The sequence below is a fragment of the Paracoccus sp. SY genome (assembly GCF_002901215.1).
GTDB lineage: Bacteria > Pseudomonadota > Alphaproteobacteria > Rhodobacterales > Rhodobacteraceae > Paracoccus > Paracoccus acridae.
Map to the genome: position 1 here is coordinate 23,618 of NZ_NWMQ01000027.1, position 19,821 is coordinate 43,438.

Genomic DNA, 19,821 nt, shown 5'->3' on the forward strand with positions numbered 1-19,821 from the left:
GCGCGCCCCTTAGGGCTGCGTCCAGGCGGGCGACCGGCAAGGGTGGTCCAGCAGCGAAACCAGTTCGTCGTCCAGATGCAGCGCGGTGATCGACACCCCGGCCATGTCGAGCGAGGTATAGTAATGGCCGATCAGCGTCCGATGGACCTCGATCCCGCGCGCGCGCAGCCGCTGCCGGACGCGACGGTTCAGGATATACAGCTCCATCTGCGGGGTGCTGCCCAGCGAATTGACCAGAAGCGCCACCCGGTCGCCTTCGGCGGGCTGCATCTCATCCAGGATGCGGTCCAGGATCAGGTCGGCCGCCGCATCGGCCGAGGCAAGCCGCGCGCGGGCGATGCCGCGTTCGCCATGCACGCCCACGCCGATCTCCATGTCGCCCGGACCAAGCTGGAAACTGGGCCTGCGCGAATCCAGAAGCGCGCCCGGTTCCAGCGCGATGCCCATGGAATAGCACCGCTGGCTCGCCCGCCGGGCGATGTCCGCGCAGGCGTCCAGCGGCATCATCCGGTCGCAGGCAGCGCCCGCCACCTTGAAGACGAAGACATTGCCCGCCACCCCGCGCCGCGCCGCACGGTTGTCGGCGGGGGCCGAGGCGATGTCGTCGGTCGTCACCACCGCGCGCACGGGGACGCCCCTTGCCGCCGCCATTTCGGCGGCCATCTCGAAGTTCAGAAGATCGCCCGAGAAGTTGCCGAAGATGTGCAGCACGCCCGCACCGCCGTCCGCGGCCAGCGTGGCGGCAAGGATCGGGTCCGGGGGCGGGGCGGCAAAGACATTGCCGATGGCCACCGCATCGGCCAGACCCTCGCCGACATAGCCGAAGAAGCCCGGCTCGTGGCCCGCCCCGCCGCCGATCACCAGCCCGACCTTGCCCGGCCGTGGCCCGCGAACGGCCCGCAGCGCCCTGGGCGCGCCGTCCACGGCGGCAAGCACGCCTTCATGCGCCAGAAGCGCCCCGGCGACGGTTTCGTTGACGGCGTCCTGCGGGCGGTTCAGGAATTTCTTGACCCCCGTGCGTTCCGGCAGGGGCGGCCGTTCCCCCTCGCGCCGGCTGCCCGGCACCTCGTCATAGCCTTCCGACGCGAGGATGGCGCGCGCCGTGTCGGCATCCGTCACCATCACATTGACATAGCCGCCGCGCAGCGCGGCCAGGATCGCCTGCACCTTGTCCATGCCGCCCGCCACGCCGATCCGGCAGGGAACGGTCTTCAATTGCGACAGCTCGATCCCGATCGTGCGGCCCTCCAGCGGCCCATCCACCGGCTCCCCCCGGGCCGAGATCAGGCGCCCTGCGATGCTGCCCACCGCCGCGTGGTAATGCGAATGCATCGCCACGTCGTCGAAGAAGCCGCTGGTATGGATGGTGCTTTCCGGCCGCAGCGAGGAAATGCCCAGCACGATCCGGTTGGCCTGGGAAAGCACCTGCATCTGCTCGGCCACCACGGCCTCGGACAGCAGCAGGCCGCGCATCTCGGGCGCGGACACGATCGCCGGGGCTGATATGGGGATGCAGCGCGCGCCAAGTGCTTCGGCCAGGCGGGTGGCGCAGGCCTCGGGGGTCCAGGGGATCTTGGCGGTGGTGCCGCCGGTGGCCTGGACCACGCGCAGATCCTGCAACCCGCCCCGGTCAAGCTGCTGGGCCAGGGCCAGCACGCTGCGCCCCCAGGTCACCGCAATGGTGTCGCCCGACTGGACCAGGCGCGACAGGGCCTGCGCGCCCGCCGCCCCCAGCCGGTCGATCAAGGGCCGGTCGCCCGCCCCGGACGGGATCACCAGGCAATCCTGAAGCCCGAAATGGTCGCGCAGGGCCTGGGCGATGCTCAGCGCGCGATAACGGTCGGGGTCGATCTCGATCGAGACGATGTTGCGGGTCCGCGCATCGGCCAGATAGGCGTTCACCGAGGCGCGGGATATACCCATCTGTGCCGCGATGTCGTTCTGGGTCAGCCCGTCCACATAGTAAAGCCAGGCCGCCCAAAGCAGCGCGTCCTCACCGAAACGCAAGGGGATCGAGGGCGGCGGGGTCCGCTGGGCAGGGTTCTGCGCCATCAGCCCCTCCGTCCGGCGGCGGTTTCGGCCCAGCGGGCCAGACTGTCCAGCAGGGCCGCCGCCGAGGCCGCGCCGGGGTCAAGGTGGCCGATGCTGCGCGGACCCAGCCGGGCGGCCCGTCCCTGGGCGGCCATCATGGCCCGGGTGGCCTCGGCCCCCTCGGCTGCGGCAAGCGCGGCGGCGCGCAGGATGGCGGGCGTGTCCAGCCCGCGCCTTTGCCCGTTCTGGACCGCGTGGGCGGCGGGAAGCCAGGCGTCCACCATGGTCTTGTCGCCCGGCTTGCCCCGGCCGCGATCGACGATGCCGTCGGCCATGGCGGGGATCAGGTCGGCAAGCCGGGCAAAGGGCACCCCCTGCTGCGGCCCGAAGGCCTGCGCCGCCCGCAGCAGGGCACTGGCGTAAAGCGGCCCGGTGGTCGCGCCGACCGCGTTCAGCAGCGTCGTTGCCGCAAGGGTCAGCCCGTCTGCCAGGGTCTGGCCGTCAGCCTCGGCTTCGATCAGGGCGCGTGAGGCGGCGGCGAAGCCCTGGGCCATGGCAACGCCGTGGTCGGCATCGCCGATCTCGCCGTCCAGTTCGGCCAGGGTATCCTGTTCCGCCGCCATGCGCTCGGCCAGGCTGCGGAACAGGTCGGAAAGGTCGGTGCGCGTGAACATCAGCATGGCAACCTCATGGCATGGTGCCGCGCAGGGTGGCAAGCGGTGGCGTCGGACCCGTCCTTCAGCCGTCCCGCAGCCGACGCGCCACGCTGTCGCCAAGCGTCGTCAGGATCAGGCAGCAGGACGTTGCCCCCGCATCCAGGACCCCACGCGACCGTTCGCCCAGGCGGCTGGCGCGCCCCAGCCGCGCCACCATGTCCACCGTGCTGTCGCGTCCCTGCCGCGCCGCCTCGGCCATGGCCGCAAGGGCCGGGGCGAAGCCCTGTGCCCGGTTTGCGTCGAAGGCCGCGACTGCGGGGATCAGGCAGTCCATCAGGGTCTTGTCGCCGACCTGGGCCGATCCGGTCTTGCGGACCCCGGCAAGGCCTGCGTTCAGCATGACGGAAAAGCCCTCGGCATCGACGGCTGCGCGGCCCTCGGCCGAGCGGGCCATGTTGCCGAACAGGAAGCCGTAAAGCGGCCCCATCGACCCGCCGATTTCCGACATCAGCACATCGGACAGCACGTTCAGCGCCTGGTCCAGCGGCTGGTCCCGGCCTTCCAGGCGCTCGGCCGCGCGGCCGAAGCCCTTGGCCATGTTGATGCCGTGGTCGCCGTCGCCGATCAACCCGTCGATCTCGGACAGATAGGCCCGGTTCGCGACGATGACGGATGCCACTTCCCGCACGATCCCCGCCCCATCCGACAGCGGCAGGCGCGGCCCGCCCGCAGCCTCGGGCGCGCGGGGGGTGTCGTCGCCCGCGACGGCGTCGCGCACGGTCCGACGCGAGGCAGCAGCGGTCTGCGCCACCGGCGCGACGGCCGTGCCCAGAACCGTCAGGCCGGGCGAGGCGCATTCCACGTCCAGCAGCGCCTTGAGGTCCGCGTCAAGCGCCATCACCGTCAGCGTCGCCCCCACCATTTCAAGCGAGGTGAAATAGTTGCCCACAAAGGCGCGATGCACCGTCAGCCCGGCCTTTTCCAAGCCGACCTCGATTCGGTCGTAAAGAACGTAAAGCTCGTTCACCGGGGTCGCGCCCAGGCCCGAAACCAGCACCGCGACCTCGGTTCCCGGTGCCAGGCCATGATCCTCCAGCACGATGTTCAGCATGTCGTCGGCGACCTGGTCGGCGGCCTTCAGGGGTTCGACCCGCGCACCGGGTTCGCCGTGGTGGCCGATGCCGACCTCCATCGTGCCGGGTTCGATCTGGAAGTTCGGATGGCCCACGGCGGGCAGCGTGCAGGGTCCAAGCCCCACCCCGACAGACCGGCAGGCGTCGATCGCCCGCTGCGCCGCCGCCTGGACCTCGGCCAGGGTTCCGCCAAGCGCGGCCTTGGCGCCGCCGATCTTCCACATGAAGATCTCGCCCGCGACGCCCCGGCGCCGGTCGCGTTCGGACGAGGGCGCGGAACAGACGTCGTCGTTGGCCACGACCGTCGCGACCTCGATCCCTTCGGCGGCGACCATCTCGGACGCCATGCGGACGTTCATGTTGTCGCCCGCATAATTGCCGTAAAGCACCGCGACCCCCGCCCCGCCATCGGCGGCGCGGATCGCATCGGCAAAGCTTTTCGCCGTGGGGGACGAGAACAGCTCGCCCACGGCCACGGCATCGACCAGGTTGCGGCCGGTATAGCCGATGAAGGCGGGTTCATGCCCCGACCCGCCGCCCGTGACGATCCCCACGCGCCCCTCTTGCGGCGCCTGGCGAGAGACGACCACGCGCGGATTGGCCGGATCGCGCCGGACCAGATCCGCATGGGCCCTGAGGAACCCCGCAACCGTTTCATCGACCAGATCGTCCGGGTCGTTCACGAAACGCTGCATGGCCCGTTTTCCTGACATCGCATCCATCGGATCGCCCCTCATTTCACCGTATAGCCGCCATCGACCAGCAGGTCGGCGCCGTTGATCATCGCCGCCGCGTCCGAGGCCAGGAACACCGCCGCCGCGGCGATCTCCTCGGGTTCGGCAAAGCGGCCCGTGGGGATCTGGGCCTTCATCGCCTCGCCCTTGGGGCCTTCCCAGGCCTTGCGGCCAAGGTCGGTCATCACCACCGTCGGAGAGATCGAATTGACCGTGATGCCGTGGCGCCCCCATTCAAGCGCCAGGGTCTTGGTCACGCCGATGATGCCGAACTTGGAGGCGCAATAGGCGACATGGCCGTCGATCGCGACCGATCCCGCCTGGCTGGCCAGGTTGATGATCCGCCCGCCTTTTCCGGCCTGGATCATCCTGCGGCCAACCGCCTGGGCCATGGCGAAGCTGCCGGTCAGGTTGATGTCGATGGTGCGCCGCCAGGCGGTGTCCGACAGATTCTCGGCCGGGGCCAGGTCAACGATCCCGGCGGAATTGACCAGGATGTCGATGCCCCCGAAAGCCTCGACGATGCCTTCGACCGCCGCCGCGATGCTGCCGCTGTCGGAAACGTCGCAGGCGAAGGCCCGGGCGTTGTTCCCAAGCGTGTCTGCATGGCGCGATGCCGCGTCGGCGTTCATGTCCAGCAGCGCGACCGCCGCGCCCTTGGCGGCGAAGGCCTGCGCGATGGCGAGGCCAATGCCCGACGCGGCGCCGGTCACGACGGCGGTCTTGCCCGCCAGAGAGAAGTCGAGGGATGCTGGCATGGAAAAGGCTCCTTGCAAAATGACGTGCGTGATCGCGGGGCATGGTCCGCGACATTCCCCGGCGGCACCGAGGCCGCCGGGGGGGAAGACGGTTACTGGCGTGCCGCCAGCAGGTCGTCCACGTTCTCGGCCGTGACCGGGGTCCAGGGTACGTTGTATTCCGCGTCCGTGCCGCCGTTCCACGGCATGTCGGGATACTGGCTCCAGATCTCGGACATGGGTTCATAGTCGGGCTTGACCGCCTTGATCGCCACGTCGATGGCCCCCTGGGCCTGGGCCGCGCCGTCCTGCAGGATCGAGGCCATCTGGCCGGCCTTCACGGCGTTCAGCGCATCGGTCACGCCGTCCACGCCCGCGATCGCAAAGTCGGACACGTCCATGCCCGCGGCCTTGATTGCCTCGATCGCGCCAAGCGCCATCTCGTCGTTCTGCGCGATGACGCCCTTGATATTCTCGCCATGCGAGGTCAGCCAGTTTTCCATCAGGCTCTGGGCCTCGGCGCGCGACCAGTTGGCGGTCTGCTGTTCCAGCACCGTCACCTCGGGGCATTCGGCCAGGGCCTTCTCGTTGCCCTCGCCCCGCTGGATCTGGGCGGACTGGCCGATCGGTCCCTCGATCACGACCACCGCGCCGGTGCAGCCCATCTTGTCCAGCACCGCCTTGGCTTCCAGGTATCCGGCCTGCACGTCGTCGGACCCGACATAGGAGGTCAGAAGGTCGCTGTTCACCCGCGTGTTCGACCCGACCACGGGGATGCCCGCGTCATGGGCCAGTTGCACGGCGGTCGCCCCGGCCTCGACGTCGATGGGCGCGAAGACGATCGCGTCGAAGCCCTGGGTGATCATCGTCTCGAACTGGTCCTGCTGGACCAGGGCATCATAGCGGCCGTCGAACACCGTCAGTTCCACCAGTCCCGACGTGACGGCGGGGTGCTGTTCGGCGGCATTGGTCCAAAGCTGCATGAACTCGGCGTTCAGGCCGTAAGGGGCAAGACCGATCTTGATCGTGTCCTGCGCGGTCGCAGCGGTGCCAAGCGCAAGCGCAAGAACGCTTGCCGTCATCATCGTCGTCCGTGCCTTCATCTGGATTTCCTCCCTCAGTGACAAGCTAAACGGTTCGGATCGCGGCCCCTGCGGGCCGGATTCACTCCTCGGTCCGGCGGGACCGGTCCAGCATCACGGCGGCCACGATCAGCCCGCCCTTGATGACCTGCTGGTAGTAGGATTCGACCCCAAGCAGATCGAGGCCGTTGTTCATGACCCCGATCAGCAGAGCGCCGATCACGGTGCCGGTCACCCGCCCGATCCCGCCAGCCAGGCTGGTGCCGCCGATTACGACCGCCGCGATCGCGTCCAGTTCATAGGCCACGCCCGCCTGCGGCAGCGCCGATCCGGTCCGCGCGGTCAGGATCATGCCCGCAATGGCGGCCAGGCCGCCCGAGATGACATAGACCAGGAAGCGGATGCGCCGGACTGGCAGGCCGGACACCTTGGCCGCGTGCGGATTGCCCCCCACCGCATAGACATGGCGGCCAAAGCGGGTGCGGGTCAGGACGAAATGGGACAGAGCGAAGACCAGGCCGAACAGGATGATCGGCACGGGGATGCCCGCAATGTCGCCGGTCCCGATCCAGCGATAGCCGTCGGTCAGCGCCGGGATGGGGCGGCCGCCCGAATAGATCAGCGTCAGGCCGCGTGCCGCCGACAGCATCCCGAGTGTCGCCACGAAGGCAGGCACCGCGAAGCGCGCCACCGCAAGGCCCGACAGGGCGCCGAGGGCGATCCCGGTCAGCACCCCCACCGCCAGCGGCACGGCCGCGACATAGGGCGCGCCGGGGATGAAGCCCGCCGCCGAGGTGGTGGCGAAACTGGCCGACACGACGCCTGCCATGGCGACGACCGATCCCACCGACAGGTCGATCCCGCGCGTCAGGATGACAAAGGTCATGCCGATGGCCAGGATTCCGTTGATCGAGGTCTGCCGCAGCACGTTGATGATGTTGCGCGAGGTCAGGAAGTTGTCGCTGACAAGCGACAGCACGACACACAGCACCGCAAGCGCGATCAGGATGCCATAGCGCTGTGCCATCGGCCCGATCCGCGACGACAGGGTGCGCGGCTGTTCCGTTCCGGCCCCCGCAGGCACGGCAGCCTTGATCTGGTTGTCCACGTCCATCCTCCCTCTGCGGTCCTGGTCAGGCGCAGGTGCGCCCGGTCAGGCCGCCAGATGCAGCAATCCTTCGGCCGACAGTTCGGCCCGTTCCAATTGTCCGGCAACACCGCCGTCGCGCATGACCACCACCCGGTCGGCCATGCCCAGAACCTCGTCCGTTTCCGACGAGATCATGATGACCGAGCCGCCTGCCCGCGCGAAATCCGACATCACGCGATAAATCTCGCGCTTGGCGCCCACATCGACGCCGCGCGTCGGTTCGTCCAGCAGCAGGATCCGGGGTTCGGTCAGGAACCACTTGCCCAGGACCACCTTCTGCTGATTGCCGCCGGACAGGTTGGACACGTTCAGCCGATCCGAGGCGGTCTTGATCTTCAAGTCGTCGATCATCCGCTGGGCCGCGCCGCGTTCTGCCCGCGCGTTCATCACCGGACCTGCCGACAGGCGCCCAAGGGTGGCAAGGCACAGGTTCGACCGCACGTCGCTGGTCAGCACCAGCCCCGAGCCCTTCCGGTCCTCGGTCACATAGGCCAGCCCCGCCCGGATCGCATCCTGGGGCGAGCGGATGGCGACAGGCGCGCCGTCGATCTCGATCCGGCCTTCGGTCTGCCTGGACAGGCCGAACAGGCGGTCGAAGATTTCGCTGCGCCCCGATCCCATCAGACCGTAAAGGGCCAGGATCTCTCCGCGCTTCAGGTCGAAGGTCACGTCGCGCACCCCGTGATCGGCGGCAAGTCCCCGGACCGACAGCACGGGGATGGGTGCGGGGGTGTTTTCCTTGACGAATTCCTCGGTCAGGGGGCGGCCCACGACCAACTGGATCAGGTGGTCCTTGGTGATATCGGCCAGGCTTCCCGTCTCGATAAAGGCGCCGTCGCGAAAGACCGTATAGCTGTCGCAGATCGAGAAGATCTCGGACAGGCGGTGGCTGACATAGATCACGCCCTTGCCCCGCGCCTTCAGCGTGGCCACGGCCGCGAACAGCTGGTCCGCCTCGGCCTCGCCCAGGGCCGAGGTTGGCTCGTCCATGATGATCACCTCGGCGTCATAGCTGAGCGCCTTCGCGATCTCGACCAGCTGGGTCTGGGCCACGGTCAGATCCATCATCAGGCTGTCGGCGCGGATGCCGAACTGGAAACTGTCCAGCAGCGCCTGGGCCTTGCGGTTCATCTCGGCAAAGCGGATGCGGCCCAGGAAGCCGACAGGCTCGCGGCCCAGATAGATGTTCTCGGCAACGGTCATGGCGGGGACCGGGCTCAGTTCCTGCTCGATGATCGAAATGCCGTTGGCAAGCGCCTGCGAGGGGTTGTCGAACGAAACCTCGCGGCCGTTGCGCAGCAGCGTGCCGGCGTCGCGATGGTGGATGCCCATCAGGATCTTCAGGAAGGTCGATTTCCCCGCGCCGTTCCCGCCGCACAGCGCGTGGACCGAACCCGGCATCAGCGTGAACTGCCCGTCGCGCAATGCGGGAACTCCGCTGAACGACTTGCGGAAGCCGACCGCCCGCAGCAGCGGTTCGTCGATCCGTGGTGTCATCGCTCCCTCCGTCATAACGCCGAGACCAAATTCAACCGCCCCCTGACATTTGTAAAAACCAGATCGTGACTTCTGTCAAGAACAAGCTGAAAAACGTCACCGCCGGCCGCTTCTTCAAAGGGCCAGCAAAAAAAGGTCGGATTGGAATGGTGTGCGCCTTACTGGGGCGAGATCACGTCCAGCGAAGGGAAATAGGTCGTGTATCGCCCTTGATCGCGGGTCAGCAGCCGATAGCCACGGATGGCGGCATGAGCGCCGATATAGAAATCCGGCAGAGGAGAGCGCCGCACCCCACCCCGGCGTCGATAGGCCAGGAAGGCCTTGCCCGCCAGGAAGGCGGCGGGCCAAGGCAGGGGTTCGCGGTGAAAGACATCTTCGGGAAGCAGCGCCTCCAGTGTCTCGATCCGGCTGTGGGCGACCGAAACTTCGGCATAGATCAGCGGATTGATGACAAGCCGGGCATCGCGCCCCGCCCGCATCAGGGACTCCGCCGACCATTCCGCCCATTCGGGATCGCTGGTGGCGATGTCGATCAGGACATTGGCATCGACCAGGACCGGCGTCATTCGCGGGTCAGGGCCATGATCTCGTCCGTGGAAAGCCCGGTATCCGCGCTGCCGCGCAATCCGTCGATAACCGATTGCAGGCGGCTTGCCTTGTGGCGCACACCCTGTCCCGCCGGCAGGATCCGGACCACCCCGTCCTCGCCAATGACGAAATCAACCTCGTCCCCCGGTCGAAACCCGGCGAAGTCACGCACGCTTTGGGGAATGGTGACCTGACCCTTGGTGGTGATGCGCATGGCCCGTCCTTCACAATGTGCGGTAATACCTGGAAGTATTACCACAGGGGATGACGAAAGGGCAAGCAGCGGCGACAAGGCCCCGGTCGGCGTGAACGGAATGACAGTCGTCCGGCGCCGCGCTTAAAGCGGCTGCCACGCCCCGTCGGCGCGGCTTGACCGGATGCAGGCGGCAACGAAGCGCATCCCGTCAAGGCCGTCCTGGATCCCCGGCAGGCCCGGCGGCACCTGCCCCGCCCCGATGGCGTCGGCCGCGTCGGTATAGATCGAGGCGAAGGCTTCGAGATACCCTTCGGCATGGCCCGAGGGCAGGCGCGCGCTGCCCATGAATTCGGGGCCGCCGCGCGTCAGGATCTGCGACGGCTCGCCCAGCCGGGTCAGGCGCAGGCGGTTGGGATCGGCATGGGTCCAGTCCAGCCCCGCCTTGTCGCCCATCACGCGCAGACGCACCTCGTTGTCGGACCCCGCCGCGACCTGGCTGGTCCACAGCATTCCCCGCGCCCCTTCGGCAAAACGCAGCATCGCATGGCCGTTGTCGTCGATCTGACGGCCCGGCAGGAAGGCGGTCAGTTCGGCCGCGACCGCTTCGATCGGCAAGCCCGAGACATAGGTCGCCAGATGCGCCGCATGGGTGCCGATGTCGGCGATCGCGCCGCCTTCGCCGCCAAGGGCGGGATCCGCGCGCCAGCCCTGCTGTTCCGCGCGGCCGGGACGGGCAAGCCAGTCCGACACGAACTCGGCATGGACCAATCGGATGCGGCCCAACGTCCCCTCGGCCACCAGCCGCCGCGCCTCGCGGATCATCGGATAGCCTGAATAGCTGTAGGTCAGGATCAGCAGCGCCTTGCTGTCCTTGGCGACCCGGGCCAGGTCCTCGGCCTCGGGCAGGGTCGCGGTCAGGGGCTTGTCCAGGATTACATGGATGCCCGCTTCCAGAAAGGCGCGGGCGACCGGCAGGTGCAGGTGGTTGGGCGTCACGACCGACACGGCGCGGATGCCGTCGGACCGCGCCGCCTCGGCCCGCGCCATCTCGCGCCAATCGTGATAGCTGCGCTGAAGCCCGATGGCCTGGGCCGAGGCCGCCGCGCGGCCGGCGTCCGAGGACAGCGCCCCGGCCTCCAGCGTGAAGCGGTCGTCGATCCGCGCCGCGATGCGGTGGACGGCGCCGATGAAGGCGCCCTGCCCGCCGCCCACCATGCCCAGGGCGATGCGCTGCATCCCTCAGCCCAGGCCCAGCATGGCGCGCAGCGCGGCCCGGTCGGGCGCCTCGCCCCCGGCGAAGTCGTCGAAGGCGGTTTCGGTCGGCTCGATCAGATGCGCCTCGATGAAAGGCGCCCCTTCTGCGGCGCCCTGGGCCGCCGACTTGACGCAGCATTCCCATTCCAGCACCGCCCAACCGCGATAGCCGGCCAGCGTCAGCCGCGAGAAGACGCCCGCGAAATCCACCTGCCCGTCGCCCAGGCTGCGGAAGCGGCCTGCCCGGTCCGTCCAACCGGAAAAGCCGGAATAGACTCCCTGACGGGCCGAGGGCAGGAATTCCGCATCCTTGACGTGGAAGGCGCGGATGCGGCTGGCGTAATGGTCGATAAAGCCCAGGTAGTCCAGTTGCTGCAGCACGAAATGCGACGGGTCATAGTTGATCGCGGCACGGGGATGGTTGCTGGTTTCCTCAAGGAAACGCTCGAAGCTGGCACCGTCCATCAGGTCCTCGCCCGGATGCAGCTCATAGGCATAGTCCACGCCCTGTTCGTCATGCGCGTCCAGGATCGGCTTCCAGCGGCGGGCGAGTTCGGCGAAGGCTTCCTCGACCAAACCCGCCGGGCGCTGCGGCCAGGGATAGAGATAGGGCCAGGCAAGTGCGCCTGAAAAGCCAACCTGCACATCCAGGCCCAGGTGGCGGGACGCGCGGGCGGCCTTGATGACCTGCCCCGCCGCCCATTCGGACTGCTCGCGCGGCTTGCCCCGCAGCGCCTCGGGCGCGAAGGCGTCGAACTGCGCGGCATAGGCCGGATGGACGGCGACAAGCTGGCCCTGCATGTGGGTCGAAAGCTCGGTGATCTCGACCCCCGCCTCGCGGCAGGCGCCCGCGATCTCGTCGCAATAGTCCTTGGATTCGGCGGCGCGGTCCAGGTCGATGAAGCGCGGATCGACCGGCACCTGGATGCCGCGATAGCCAAGGTCCGCCGCCCATCGGGCAATGTTCGGCAGGCTGTCGAAGGGCGCGGCGTCGCCCGCGAACTGCGCCAGGAAGATGGCGGGGCCCTTGATGCCCCGCTGCGTGTCACTTGCCATGATGGTTCCTTTCCTACGCCGGCACGGGCTGGGCCAGAAGGCTGGCGGCGGCCTGTGGATCCAGCGCCTCGGGGCGGGCGCAGGTGGTGGTCATGGGCACGAAGCGCCCTTCCTCGCCCGATTGCAGGATCGCGGTCATCACCTCGACCACATGCAGCGCCAGTTCGTCGTTGCAGCGGTGCGGGCGGCCTTCGGCGATGGCAAGCGCCATGTCCGCAAGGCCCGAGGCGCGATAATCCGCGACGCTTTTGCCGTTGTTCGTCTCTCGGTTCGGGGGCCCCAGCGGGTGGTCCCAGGCGGGCAGCGGGGCGGGATCGGCGCGGCGCGTCACGCGCACCTCTCCGTCGAAGAAGTTGGGGTCGGGGATGTGCAGCGTGCCTTCGGTGCCGTAAAGCGCCATTGGCTTCAGGTCGTGCTGGTGGACGTCCCAGCTGGACTGGAAGCTGATGACCGCGCCGCCTTCGAATTCCAGCAGCGCGTGGATCGTGGTCGGCGTCTCGACCGGGATCTGCTCGCCCTTGCGGGCGGCCGATCCGATGGTCCGGGTGGGGCTGGGGGTGGAGGCAAGCGCCGCGACGCGGGCCACCGGCCCCAGAAGCTGCACTAGGTTCGAGATGTAGTAGGGCCCCAGATCCAGAACCGGCCCGCCGCCCTTCAGGAAGAAGAAATCCGGGTTCGGGTGCCAGCCCTCCATGCCGCTGGACATCACCGCGCAGGTGCCCGAGGTGACGCGGCCGATCGCGCCGCTGTCCACGATATGCCGGGCAAGCTGGTGGCTGGTGCCCAGGAAGGTATCGGGCGCCGATCCGATCCGCAGCCCGCGTTCGGCGGCGATCCGGGCCAGTTCGCGCCCTTCCTCCAGCGTCAGCACATAGGGCTTTTCGGAATAGACGTGCTTTCCGGCCTGCAGCGCGCGTTTCGAGATCTCGAAATGTGCCGCCGGAATGGTCAGGTTCACGATCAGGTCGATGTCGGGACTTGCCAGCAGCGCGTCCACGCCGCGCGCCTCGATCCCGTATTCGGTGGCGCGCGCCTCGGCCGCGGCATGGTTCATGTCGGCCACGGCGACGAAGCGGATGCCCGCGAAATGCGGCGCCCGGCCCAGATAGGATGCCGAGATGTTGCCGGCCCCGATCAGGCCCAGTTTCAGGTCGCTCATGAGGTTCAGCCTTTCAGGGTCTGCCAGGCCTTCGCGGCCTGGGTCGCAAAACGGTCAAAGTCCGAGGGCTTGTCATGTTCGGCCACCAGCACCTCGACGCGGGCCTGGGCGCGCAGGGCATCCAGGATCGCGGGCCAATCCATCGTGCCGGTCCCGGGGTCGGCCCAGCCGTCCTCGTCCGTCTTTTCGCCCGCAGGCGCGATGTCCTTGAAATGGGCGGCGGTGATGCGCGGGCCGTATTGGGCGATCCAGTCCAGCGGGTCCCCGCCGCCGCGCACGATCCAGGCGATGTCGGCTTCCCAGTCGATCATCGGGGCCTCGTCCAGGATGATCTGCATGGGGGTTTCGCCGCCTGGCAGGGCGTGGAATTCGAAGTCGTGGTTGTGCCAGCCGAAGGTCAGGCCGCGTTGGGCCATCGCCCCATGCGCGGCGGCAAGGCGGGCGGCGAAGGCCTGCCATCCTGCGGCATCCGCAGGACGCTGGTCCGGGCCGATATGGGGGGCGAAGATCATCGTGGCGCCGACCTGGCCCGCGATCTGGGCAACGCGGTCGGGGTTTTCCTCGATCAGGTCCAGCGAGACATGCAGCGACGGCATGGTCATGCCTGCGGCCGACAGGGCCTCGGCGATGGCGGGCAGGTCGTCGAAGACGCCGCCATAGCCCTCGGCCGCGTCATAGCCAAGTGCGCCGAGACGGCGGATCACATCGGCATAGGGCGTGGCGAAGCGGGCCGAATAAAGTTGCAGGGACAGTTTCATCATCTTCTCCGTGGGAAAGTCTCAGATCCGCGTCTCGGTCGCGGCGTCGAACAGCGACAGGCTGGCGGGGTCGAAGCCGATGGACAGCACCTGGCCCGCGCGCACGCGGTCCTCGCCGTCCAGGCGGACGCGGAAGGGGGTGTCGCCAAGCCGCGTCCAGACCAGGGTGTCGGCGCCCATCGGCTCGACCACCTCGACCCGGGCCTGGGCCCGGATGGGCAGGGCTGCCGCCGCCTCGCCGGTGCGCACATGCTCGGGGCGGATGCCCAGCACGGCCTCGCCGCCGCGCGGGCGGCTGGTGAAGTCATAGCCGGTGACATCGGCCACCAGAGGGCCATGGAAGATGTTGCCTTCCAGCCGGCCCGGCAGCAGGTTCATGGGCGGCGATCCGATGAAGCCCGCCACGTAAAGGTTCGCGGGGCGGCGATAGATGTCGTCGGGGGTGGCAAGCTGCTGGATCTTGCCGCCGCGCATGATGGCGATGCGGTCGGCAAGCGTCATCGCCTCGATCTGGTCATGGGTGACATAGATCATAGTGTTGCCCAGATTCTGGTGCAGTCGCTTCAGTTCCACCCGCAGTTCCGCCCGCAGCTTGGCGTCCAGGTTCGACAAGGGCTCGTCGAACAGGAACACGTCCACGTCGCGCACAAGGGCGCGGCCGATGGCGACCCGCTGGCGCTGACCGCCCGACAGGGCCGCGGGCTTGCGCTTCAGCAGCGGTTCGAGCTGCAGGGTGGCGGCGGCGCGGGCGATGCGGCGGGCGATCTCGTCCCGCGGCACGCGGGCGTTCTTCAGGCCGAAGGACAGGTTCCCCTCGACCGTCATCTGCGGGTAGAGCGCATAGGACTGGAAGACCATGCCGATGCCGCGTTCCGAGGGTTCCGCCCAGGTGACGTTCTGCCCCGAGATGAAGATCTGCCCCTTGGTCGCGGGCTGCAGCCCGGCGATGCAGTTCAGCAGCGTGGACTTGCCGCAGCCCGAGGCGCCCAGCAGCACCAGGAACTCGCCCTCGTTCACGTCCAGGTTCAGGTCGCCCAGAACCTCGACCGCGCCATAGGCGAGGCTCAGGTCGCGGATCGAGACGGAGATACCGTCCAGTTCCGGGCGGGTTTCGGCGCGGAGTGCTTGTGCCATGGGTCAGCCTTTCACGGCGCCTGCGGCGATGCCGCGGACGAAAAGTTTGCCAGAGAGGAAGTAGATCGTCAGCGGGACAAGGCCGGTCAGCAGGGTCGCGGCCATGTTGACGTTGTATTCGCGCACGCCCTGGACCGAGTTGACGATGTTGTTCAACTGCACCGTCATCGGATAGCTTTCGGGCCGGGTATAGATCACGCCGAACAGGAAGTCGTTCCAGATCCCCGTGACCTGCAGGATCACCGCCACCGTGAAGATCGGCAGCGACATCGGCACCAGCACGCGCAGGAAGATGCCCCAGAAGCCTGCACCGTCCACGCGGGCGGCCTTGAACAGTTCCGGCGGCAGCGAGCTGAAGTAGTTGCGGAACAGAAGCGTGATGATGGGCATCCCGAAGACCACATGGACCAGCACCAGCCCCCAGACCGACCCCATCAGCCCGATTTCGCGCAGGATGATGACGATGGGATAGATCATCACCTGATAAGGGATGAAGGCGCCGAAGATCAGGATGGTGAAGAACACCTCGGACCCGCGGAAGCGCCAGTTGACCAGGGCGTATCCGTTCACCGCCGCCACCGCGATCGACAGGATCGTGGCCGGTATGACGATCGCGACCGAGTTCCAGAAGCCGCGCGACAGCCCGTCGCAATTCAGCCCGGTGCAGGCGGAGGACCAAGCCTTGACCCAGGGTTCGAAGGTGATCTCGACCGGCGGGGCGAAGATGTTGCCCATGCGGATCTCGGGCATTCCCTTCAGCGAGGTCATGACCATCACCCACAGCGGCAGCAGGTAATAGGCCGAGAAGATCAGAAGCCCGCCATAGATCATGATGCGCTTGCCCGACAGGCGGCGCGTGGGGGCGAGGCCGGCCGGTCCGTCCAGCAGCCGGCCGCGCGGGGCGGCGCTGCGGGGCGGCGCGGCGGCGGCCGCGGGGTATGCCGCGTCAGACATGGCGTTTCCTTCCCAAGCGGAACAGCGCGAAGGGGATGATGATCGCCAGCACCGCGGCCAGCATCATGGTCGAGGCGGCGAAGCCCTGCCCCAGGTTCTGGTTGCCGAACATGTAGTCATAGACGTATTTCGCGGGCACTTCGGACGCGATGCCCGGCCCCCCGCGCGTCAGGGCGACGACAAGGTCGTAAAGCTTGATGATCCCGGCCGAGATCAGCACGATGCAGGTGGCGAAGACCGGCTTCATCATCGGCAGGATCACGAAGATATAGGTCTTCCAGGCGGGGATCCCGTCCACGCGGCTGGCTTTCCAGACATCCTCGTCGATGCCGCGCAGGCCCGCGAGCATGATGACCGTGGTCAGCCCCGCCCCCTGCCAGATGCCCGCCGCCAGCAGCGCCAGGATCACCAGGCTGGGATCGTTCAGCGGATCGAAGCTGAAGCCTGAAAAGCCCATGCCGCGGACGATGTGCTGCAGCCCGAAATCGGGGTTCAGGATCCACTGCCAGACGACGCCCGTGACGATGAAGCTCAGCGCATAGGGGAACAGGATGATGGTGCGGAAACCGTCCTCGAACCGGATCTTCTGGTCCAGAAGCACGGCCAGCAGAAAGCCGATGGCCAGCGTCAGCACCAGGGCGCAGAGGCCATAGATCGCCAGGTTCTCGATGGACACCTGCCAGCGGGGCGTGGACCACAGCCGTTCGTATTGCGCCAGGCCCACGAAATCCAGCCGGGGCAGCAGGCGCGAATTGGTGAAGGAATGGACCACCGTCCAGAGCGAACAGCCGATGAAGACCACAAGGGCCGTCAGGATCATCGGGGTCGCGGCAAGCTTGGCCGGCCAGTTCTGGAACAATCGGATGGGAGGGCCGGATCGGGCCATGAGGGTGCCTCCGGTCAGGGGAAAAAACCCGGCCCGCAGGGGGCCGGGCGCGGGCATCACATTTCGGACTGGACGATCTGGACGAAGCGCGCGTGCGCGTCCTCGGCGGAAAGGTCCGATCCGAAGAACTCGGCCGTCAGATCCTCGATCTGGCCGCGCGAATCCGACGACATCACCAGGTCGATGGTGGGGATCGTGTTGCCGGCCTTCAGGGTTTCAAGACCCGCCTGGGTGCATTCGTTGACCGCGGCCAGGTCGATGTCGCCGCGCACGGGCAGCGATCCCTTGGCCGCGTTGAAGGCCACCTGCGCTTCCTCGGACAGGATCACCTGGGCCAAGGCGCGCTGCGCCTCGGTCACGGCCGCGTCGCTGTTCACCGGGAAATAGATGGCATCGCCCCCGGTCGCGATGACGGGTTCGCCCCCCAGGCCGATATGGCAGCCGTAATCCGTGCCAGCGGTCTTGCCCGCCAGGGCGAATTCGCCCTGCGCCCAGTCGCCCATCACCTGCGCCGCGGCCGTGCCCTCGATGATGCGGTTGGTGGCCATGTTCCAGTCGCTGAGATTGCCGCCCGAGGCCAGGTCGCGGGCGATGGCGTATTCGGCGAAGATGTTCTTCAGCGTGTCGCTGTTCAGCGCCTCCTCGTCACGCTCGGCGAAGACCTGGTTGTAGAAATCGGCCCCGCCGATCCCCGAGATCATGCCGTAAAGCAGCAGCGCCGTCTGCCAGCCCTGCATCCCCTGCGCCAGGGGCAGGATGCCCGCCTCGCGCAGCGCCGGGGCGGCGGCCTTCAGTTCCTCCCAGGTGGTCGCGGGTTCGACGCCCGCCTTCTCGAAGGCCGACAGCGAGGTCCACATCCATTGCGGCGAATGGATGTTCAGCGGCGCGCAATAAACGCGGCCCTCGAAGGTGCAGGCATCCAGCAGCGAGACGGGGTTGATGGTGTCGCGCCAGCCATTCGCCTCGGCCACCTCGGTCAGGTCCTGCATCAGCCCGGCCTCGACCAGTTCCTGCGCCTGAAGGCCGTGGTTGAACTGCGTGGCGCCCATCGGATCGCCGCCGATGATGCGCGACACCATGATCGGCCGCGCGGTCGAACCCGAACCGGCGATGGCGCCATCGACCCAGCTATGTTCGGTCTGTTCCTCGAAGATGCGGGCCAGTTCCTGCACGGCCGCAGCCTCGCCACCCGAGGTCCACCAGTGCGTCACCTCAAGATCGGCCGCCATCGCCGTCGCAGGCAACATTGTCACGGCAACGCCCGCCAGCAGGCGGCGCATCGAAATCTTTTGCATTGTCATCCTCCCGTTTGTCCCGGCGCGGGTTTCGCGCAGGCAGCAACCGGTTCAGCCTCTTCCCTGCCGATGTAAACGATTGCTGCAAACATCCATCTCATGACCATTGCCTTTCCGTCAAGAAAAAATGTAATCCTTTACATGCGAACCTATCGGCGGGACATCATGGCTATCGGCATCAAGGACATCGCTCGGCTGGCGGGAGTTTCGACGGCGACGGTCAGCCGCGCGCTGTCTCATCCGGACCGCGTTTCGCCCGAAACGCGGGCGCAGGTCATGGCCGTGGTCGAGGAACACGACTATCGCGTGAACTCCTTCGCCCGATCCTTGCGGGTGCGCCGGGCCGACGCGGTGCTGGCCCTGGTGCCAAACCTGGGCAACCCGTTCTTTTCCGAGATCATCGCGGGCATCCAGGACGGCCTGACGCCTGCGGGCCTGGATCTGCTGGTGACCGACAGCCTGTCCCAGCAGGCGCGGCGGCAATCGCCCGTCACCCATCTGCAGGCCGCGCGGGCCGACGGGCTGATCTGCCTGGACGGCGCCCTGCCGGCGGGCATCCTGGACGATCTTGCGGCAAGCGACGTGGCGGGCCGCGTGGTCTTCGCCTGCGAATGGCCCGAAGGGCGCGGCTTTCCCGTGGTGCGCAGCGATAACCGCGCGGGCATGGCCCTGGCCGTGCAGCACCTGGTCGGGCTGGGCCACCGCGACTTCGCGCTGCTGACCGGCCCCGAGGGCAACGTGCTGACCCGCGAACGGCGCGAAGGGGCCGAGGCCGCCCTGGCGCAGGCGGGGCTGTCGCTTCCCCCTTCGCGAATCGCCGGCGGCAGCTTCGAGATCCGCGACGGCTTTCGCGCGGCGGGCGACCTGATGCGGATGCCGTCCCGGCCCACCGCGATCCTGTGCAGTTCCGACCAACTGGCGATCGGCTGCATTTCCGGCCTGTCGGAACTGGGCGTCCGCGTCCCCCAGGACGTCTCCGTGGTGGGCTTCGACGACATCGCGCTTGCCGCCTATTCCCGCCCGCCCTTGACCACGATCCGCCAGGACCGCCGCCGCCTGGGCCGCATCGCCGCCGAGCGGCTGTTGTCCAGCCTGTCGGGCAAGCCCTTGGCCGAGACGCTGACCACCCTGCCCGTGGAAATCGTGGTGCGCCACTCGACCGCGGCGGCACCGGCGGGGTGACCTGGGCGCCGGTGCGCCTTTCAAGGCCTTTGCCTCGCCAGTCTTTGGTTCCGACGATGGACGCAGCGGCATGAACAGCCGGTCTGCCGACATCATCCCGGCAATCCGGCATACGGCCTGCCTTGGACCTCTGGCTAGAACACCCTTAAGTCCAAATGCCCAAACCATAGTTTTCTGTTAGTCTGCCCTTCATCCCGGCGGGAGAGAGACTGGGATGATCTGGTCACCGGAGGAGATGCCCATGGAAAATACACAGGCCGTCCTTATTCACCCTGCCGTCGATGGCGGCATCAAACGAGCCAGGCCGGATTTTTCCGGCGGCACGCTTACCTGCAAATG

The 19,821-nt window shown here is 67.8% G+C and carries 18 protein-coding genes; 1 reads left to right on the forward strand and 17 read right to left on the reverse strand.

The genetic code is table 11. The features are described 5' to 3' along the window. Nucleotides 1–9: 9 nt before the first annotated feature. The 17 genes from CK944_RS16120 to CK944_RS16200 form a co-directional block, all read right to left on the reverse strand. On the reverse strand, nucleotides 10–2,052 hold the full coding sequence (locus CK944_RS16120; protein ID WP_103174098.1) for a bifunctional sugar-binding transcriptional regulator/dihydroxyacetone kinase subunit DhaK: 2,043 nt from the start codon (nucleotides 2,050–2,052) through the stop codon (nucleotides 10–12). Next, nucleotides 2,052–2,711, reverse strand: coding sequence for a dihydroxyacetone kinase subunit DhaL (gene dhaL, locus CK944_RS16125; protein WP_103174099.1), 660 nt, complete (start codon nucleotides 2,709–2,711; stop codon nucleotides 2,052–2,054). Before dhaL (CK944_RS16125) ends, CK944_RS16120 begins: the two co-directional genes overlap by 1 nt. 58 nt (nucleotides 2,712–2,769) lie before the next feature. Then, complete coding sequence (gene dhaL / locus CK944_RS16130; protein WP_103174115.1) at nucleotides 2,770–4,515, reverse strand: dihydroxyacetone kinase subunit DhaL; 1,746 nt, start codon at nucleotides 4,513–4,515, stop codon at nucleotides 2,770–2,772. Between the two features lie 38 nt (nucleotides 4,516–4,553). Next, nucleotides 4,554–5,312, reverse strand: a complete 759-nt coding sequence (locus tag CK944_RS16135; protein WP_103174100.1) for a GolD/DthD family dehydrogenase — start codon at nucleotides 5,310–5,312, stop codon at nucleotides 4,554–4,556. A 92-nt stretch (nucleotides 5,313–5,404) separates the two neighbouring features. After that, entirely contained in the window at nucleotides 5,405–6,376 is a 972-nt protein-coding gene (locus tag CK944_RS16140) for a substrate-binding domain-containing protein (RefSeq protein WP_370463870.1), read from the reverse strand. A 79-nt stretch (nucleotides 6,377–6,455) separates the two neighbouring features. After that, the gene (locus tag CK944_RS16145; RefSeq protein ID WP_239986106.1) at nucleotides 6,456–7,481 is read right to left on the reverse strand and encodes an ABC transporter permease; all 1,026 of its coding nucleotides are present in this window, start codon (nucleotides 7,479–7,481) and stop codon (nucleotides 6,456–6,458) included. Between the two features lie 45 nt (nucleotides 7,482–7,526). Next, nucleotides 7,527–9,020, reverse strand: a complete 1,494-nt coding sequence (locus CK944_RS16150; RefSeq protein WP_103174102.1) for a sugar ABC transporter ATP-binding protein — start codon at nucleotides 9,018–9,020, stop codon at nucleotides 7,527–7,529. 158 nt (nucleotides 9,021–9,178) lie between these two features. Further along, complete coding sequence (locus CK944_RS16155) at nucleotides 9,179–9,586, reverse strand: type II toxin-antitoxin system VapC family toxin (RefSeq protein ID WP_103174103.1); 408 nt, start codon at nucleotides 9,584–9,586, stop codon at nucleotides 9,179–9,181. Then, nucleotides 9,583–9,822 carry an AbrB/MazE/SpoVT family DNA-binding domain-containing protein gene (locus tag CK944_RS16160; protein WP_103174104.1) on the reverse strand — a complete coding sequence of 80 codons (240 nt, stop codon included), beginning with the start codon at nucleotides 9,820–9,822 and terminating at the stop codon, nucleotides 9,583–9,585. The genes CK944_RS16155 and CK944_RS16160 overlap by 4 nt, the downstream gene beginning before the upstream one ends. 123 nt (nucleotides 9,823–9,945) lie before the next feature. Further along, complete coding sequence (locus CK944_RS16165; protein ID WP_103174105.1) at nucleotides 9,946–11,040, reverse strand: Gfo/Idh/MocA family protein; 1,095 nt, start codon at nucleotides 11,038–11,040, stop codon at nucleotides 9,946–9,948. 3 nt (nucleotides 11,041–11,043) lie between these two features. Beyond that, the gene (locus tag CK944_RS16170) at nucleotides 11,044–12,114 is read right to left on the reverse strand and encodes a sugar phosphate isomerase/epimerase (RefSeq protein ID WP_103174106.1); all 1,071 of its coding nucleotides are present in this window, start codon (nucleotides 12,112–12,114) and stop codon (nucleotides 11,044–11,046) included. Between the two features lie 13 nt (nucleotides 12,115–12,127). Then, entirely contained in the window at nucleotides 12,128–13,273 is a 1,146-nt protein-coding gene (locus CK944_RS16175; RefSeq protein ID WP_103174107.1) for a Gfo/Idh/MocA family protein, read from the reverse strand. 5 nt (nucleotides 13,274–13,278) lie between these two features. Then, the gene (locus tag CK944_RS16180) at nucleotides 13,279–14,034 is read right to left on the reverse strand and encodes a sugar phosphate isomerase/epimerase (RefSeq protein WP_103174108.1); all 756 of its coding nucleotides are present in this window, start codon (nucleotides 14,032–14,034) and stop codon (nucleotides 13,279–13,281) included. Nucleotides 14,035–14,052: 18 nt separating this feature from the next. Next, nucleotides 14,053–15,165 (reverse strand): ABC transporter ATP-binding protein, encoded by a 1,113-nt coding sequence (locus tag CK944_RS16185; RefSeq protein ID WP_103174109.1) that lies wholly within the window; start codon nucleotides 15,163–15,165, stop codon nucleotides 14,053–14,055. Nucleotides 15,166–15,168: 3 nt separating this feature from the next. Beyond that, nucleotides 15,169–16,119: a carbohydrate ABC transporter permease gene (locus CK944_RS16190; protein WP_103174110.1), complete on the reverse strand. Its 951-nt coding sequence runs from the start codon at nucleotides 16,117–16,119 to the stop codon at nucleotides 15,169–15,171. Continuing rightward, nucleotides 16,112–17,005, reverse strand: a complete 894-nt coding sequence (locus tag CK944_RS16195; RefSeq protein WP_103174117.1) for a carbohydrate ABC transporter permease — start codon at nucleotides 17,003–17,005, stop codon at nucleotides 16,112–16,114. Before CK944_RS16195 ends, CK944_RS16190 begins: the two co-directional genes overlap by 8 nt. Nucleotides 17,006–17,061: 56 nt before the next feature. Beyond that, complete coding sequence (locus CK944_RS16200) at nucleotides 17,062–18,300, reverse strand: ABC transporter substrate-binding protein (RefSeq protein WP_205049069.1); 1,239 nt, start codon at nucleotides 18,298–18,300, stop codon at nucleotides 17,062–17,064. Nucleotides 18,301–18,465: 165 nt separating this feature from the next. Between CK944_RS16200 and CK944_RS16205 the strand changes: the two genes are divergently transcribed. Beyond that, entirely contained in the window at nucleotides 18,466–19,482 is a 1,017-nt protein-coding gene (locus CK944_RS16205; protein WP_103174118.1) for a LacI family DNA-binding transcriptional regulator, read from the forward strand. Nucleotides 19,483–19,821 lie beyond the last annotated feature (339 nt).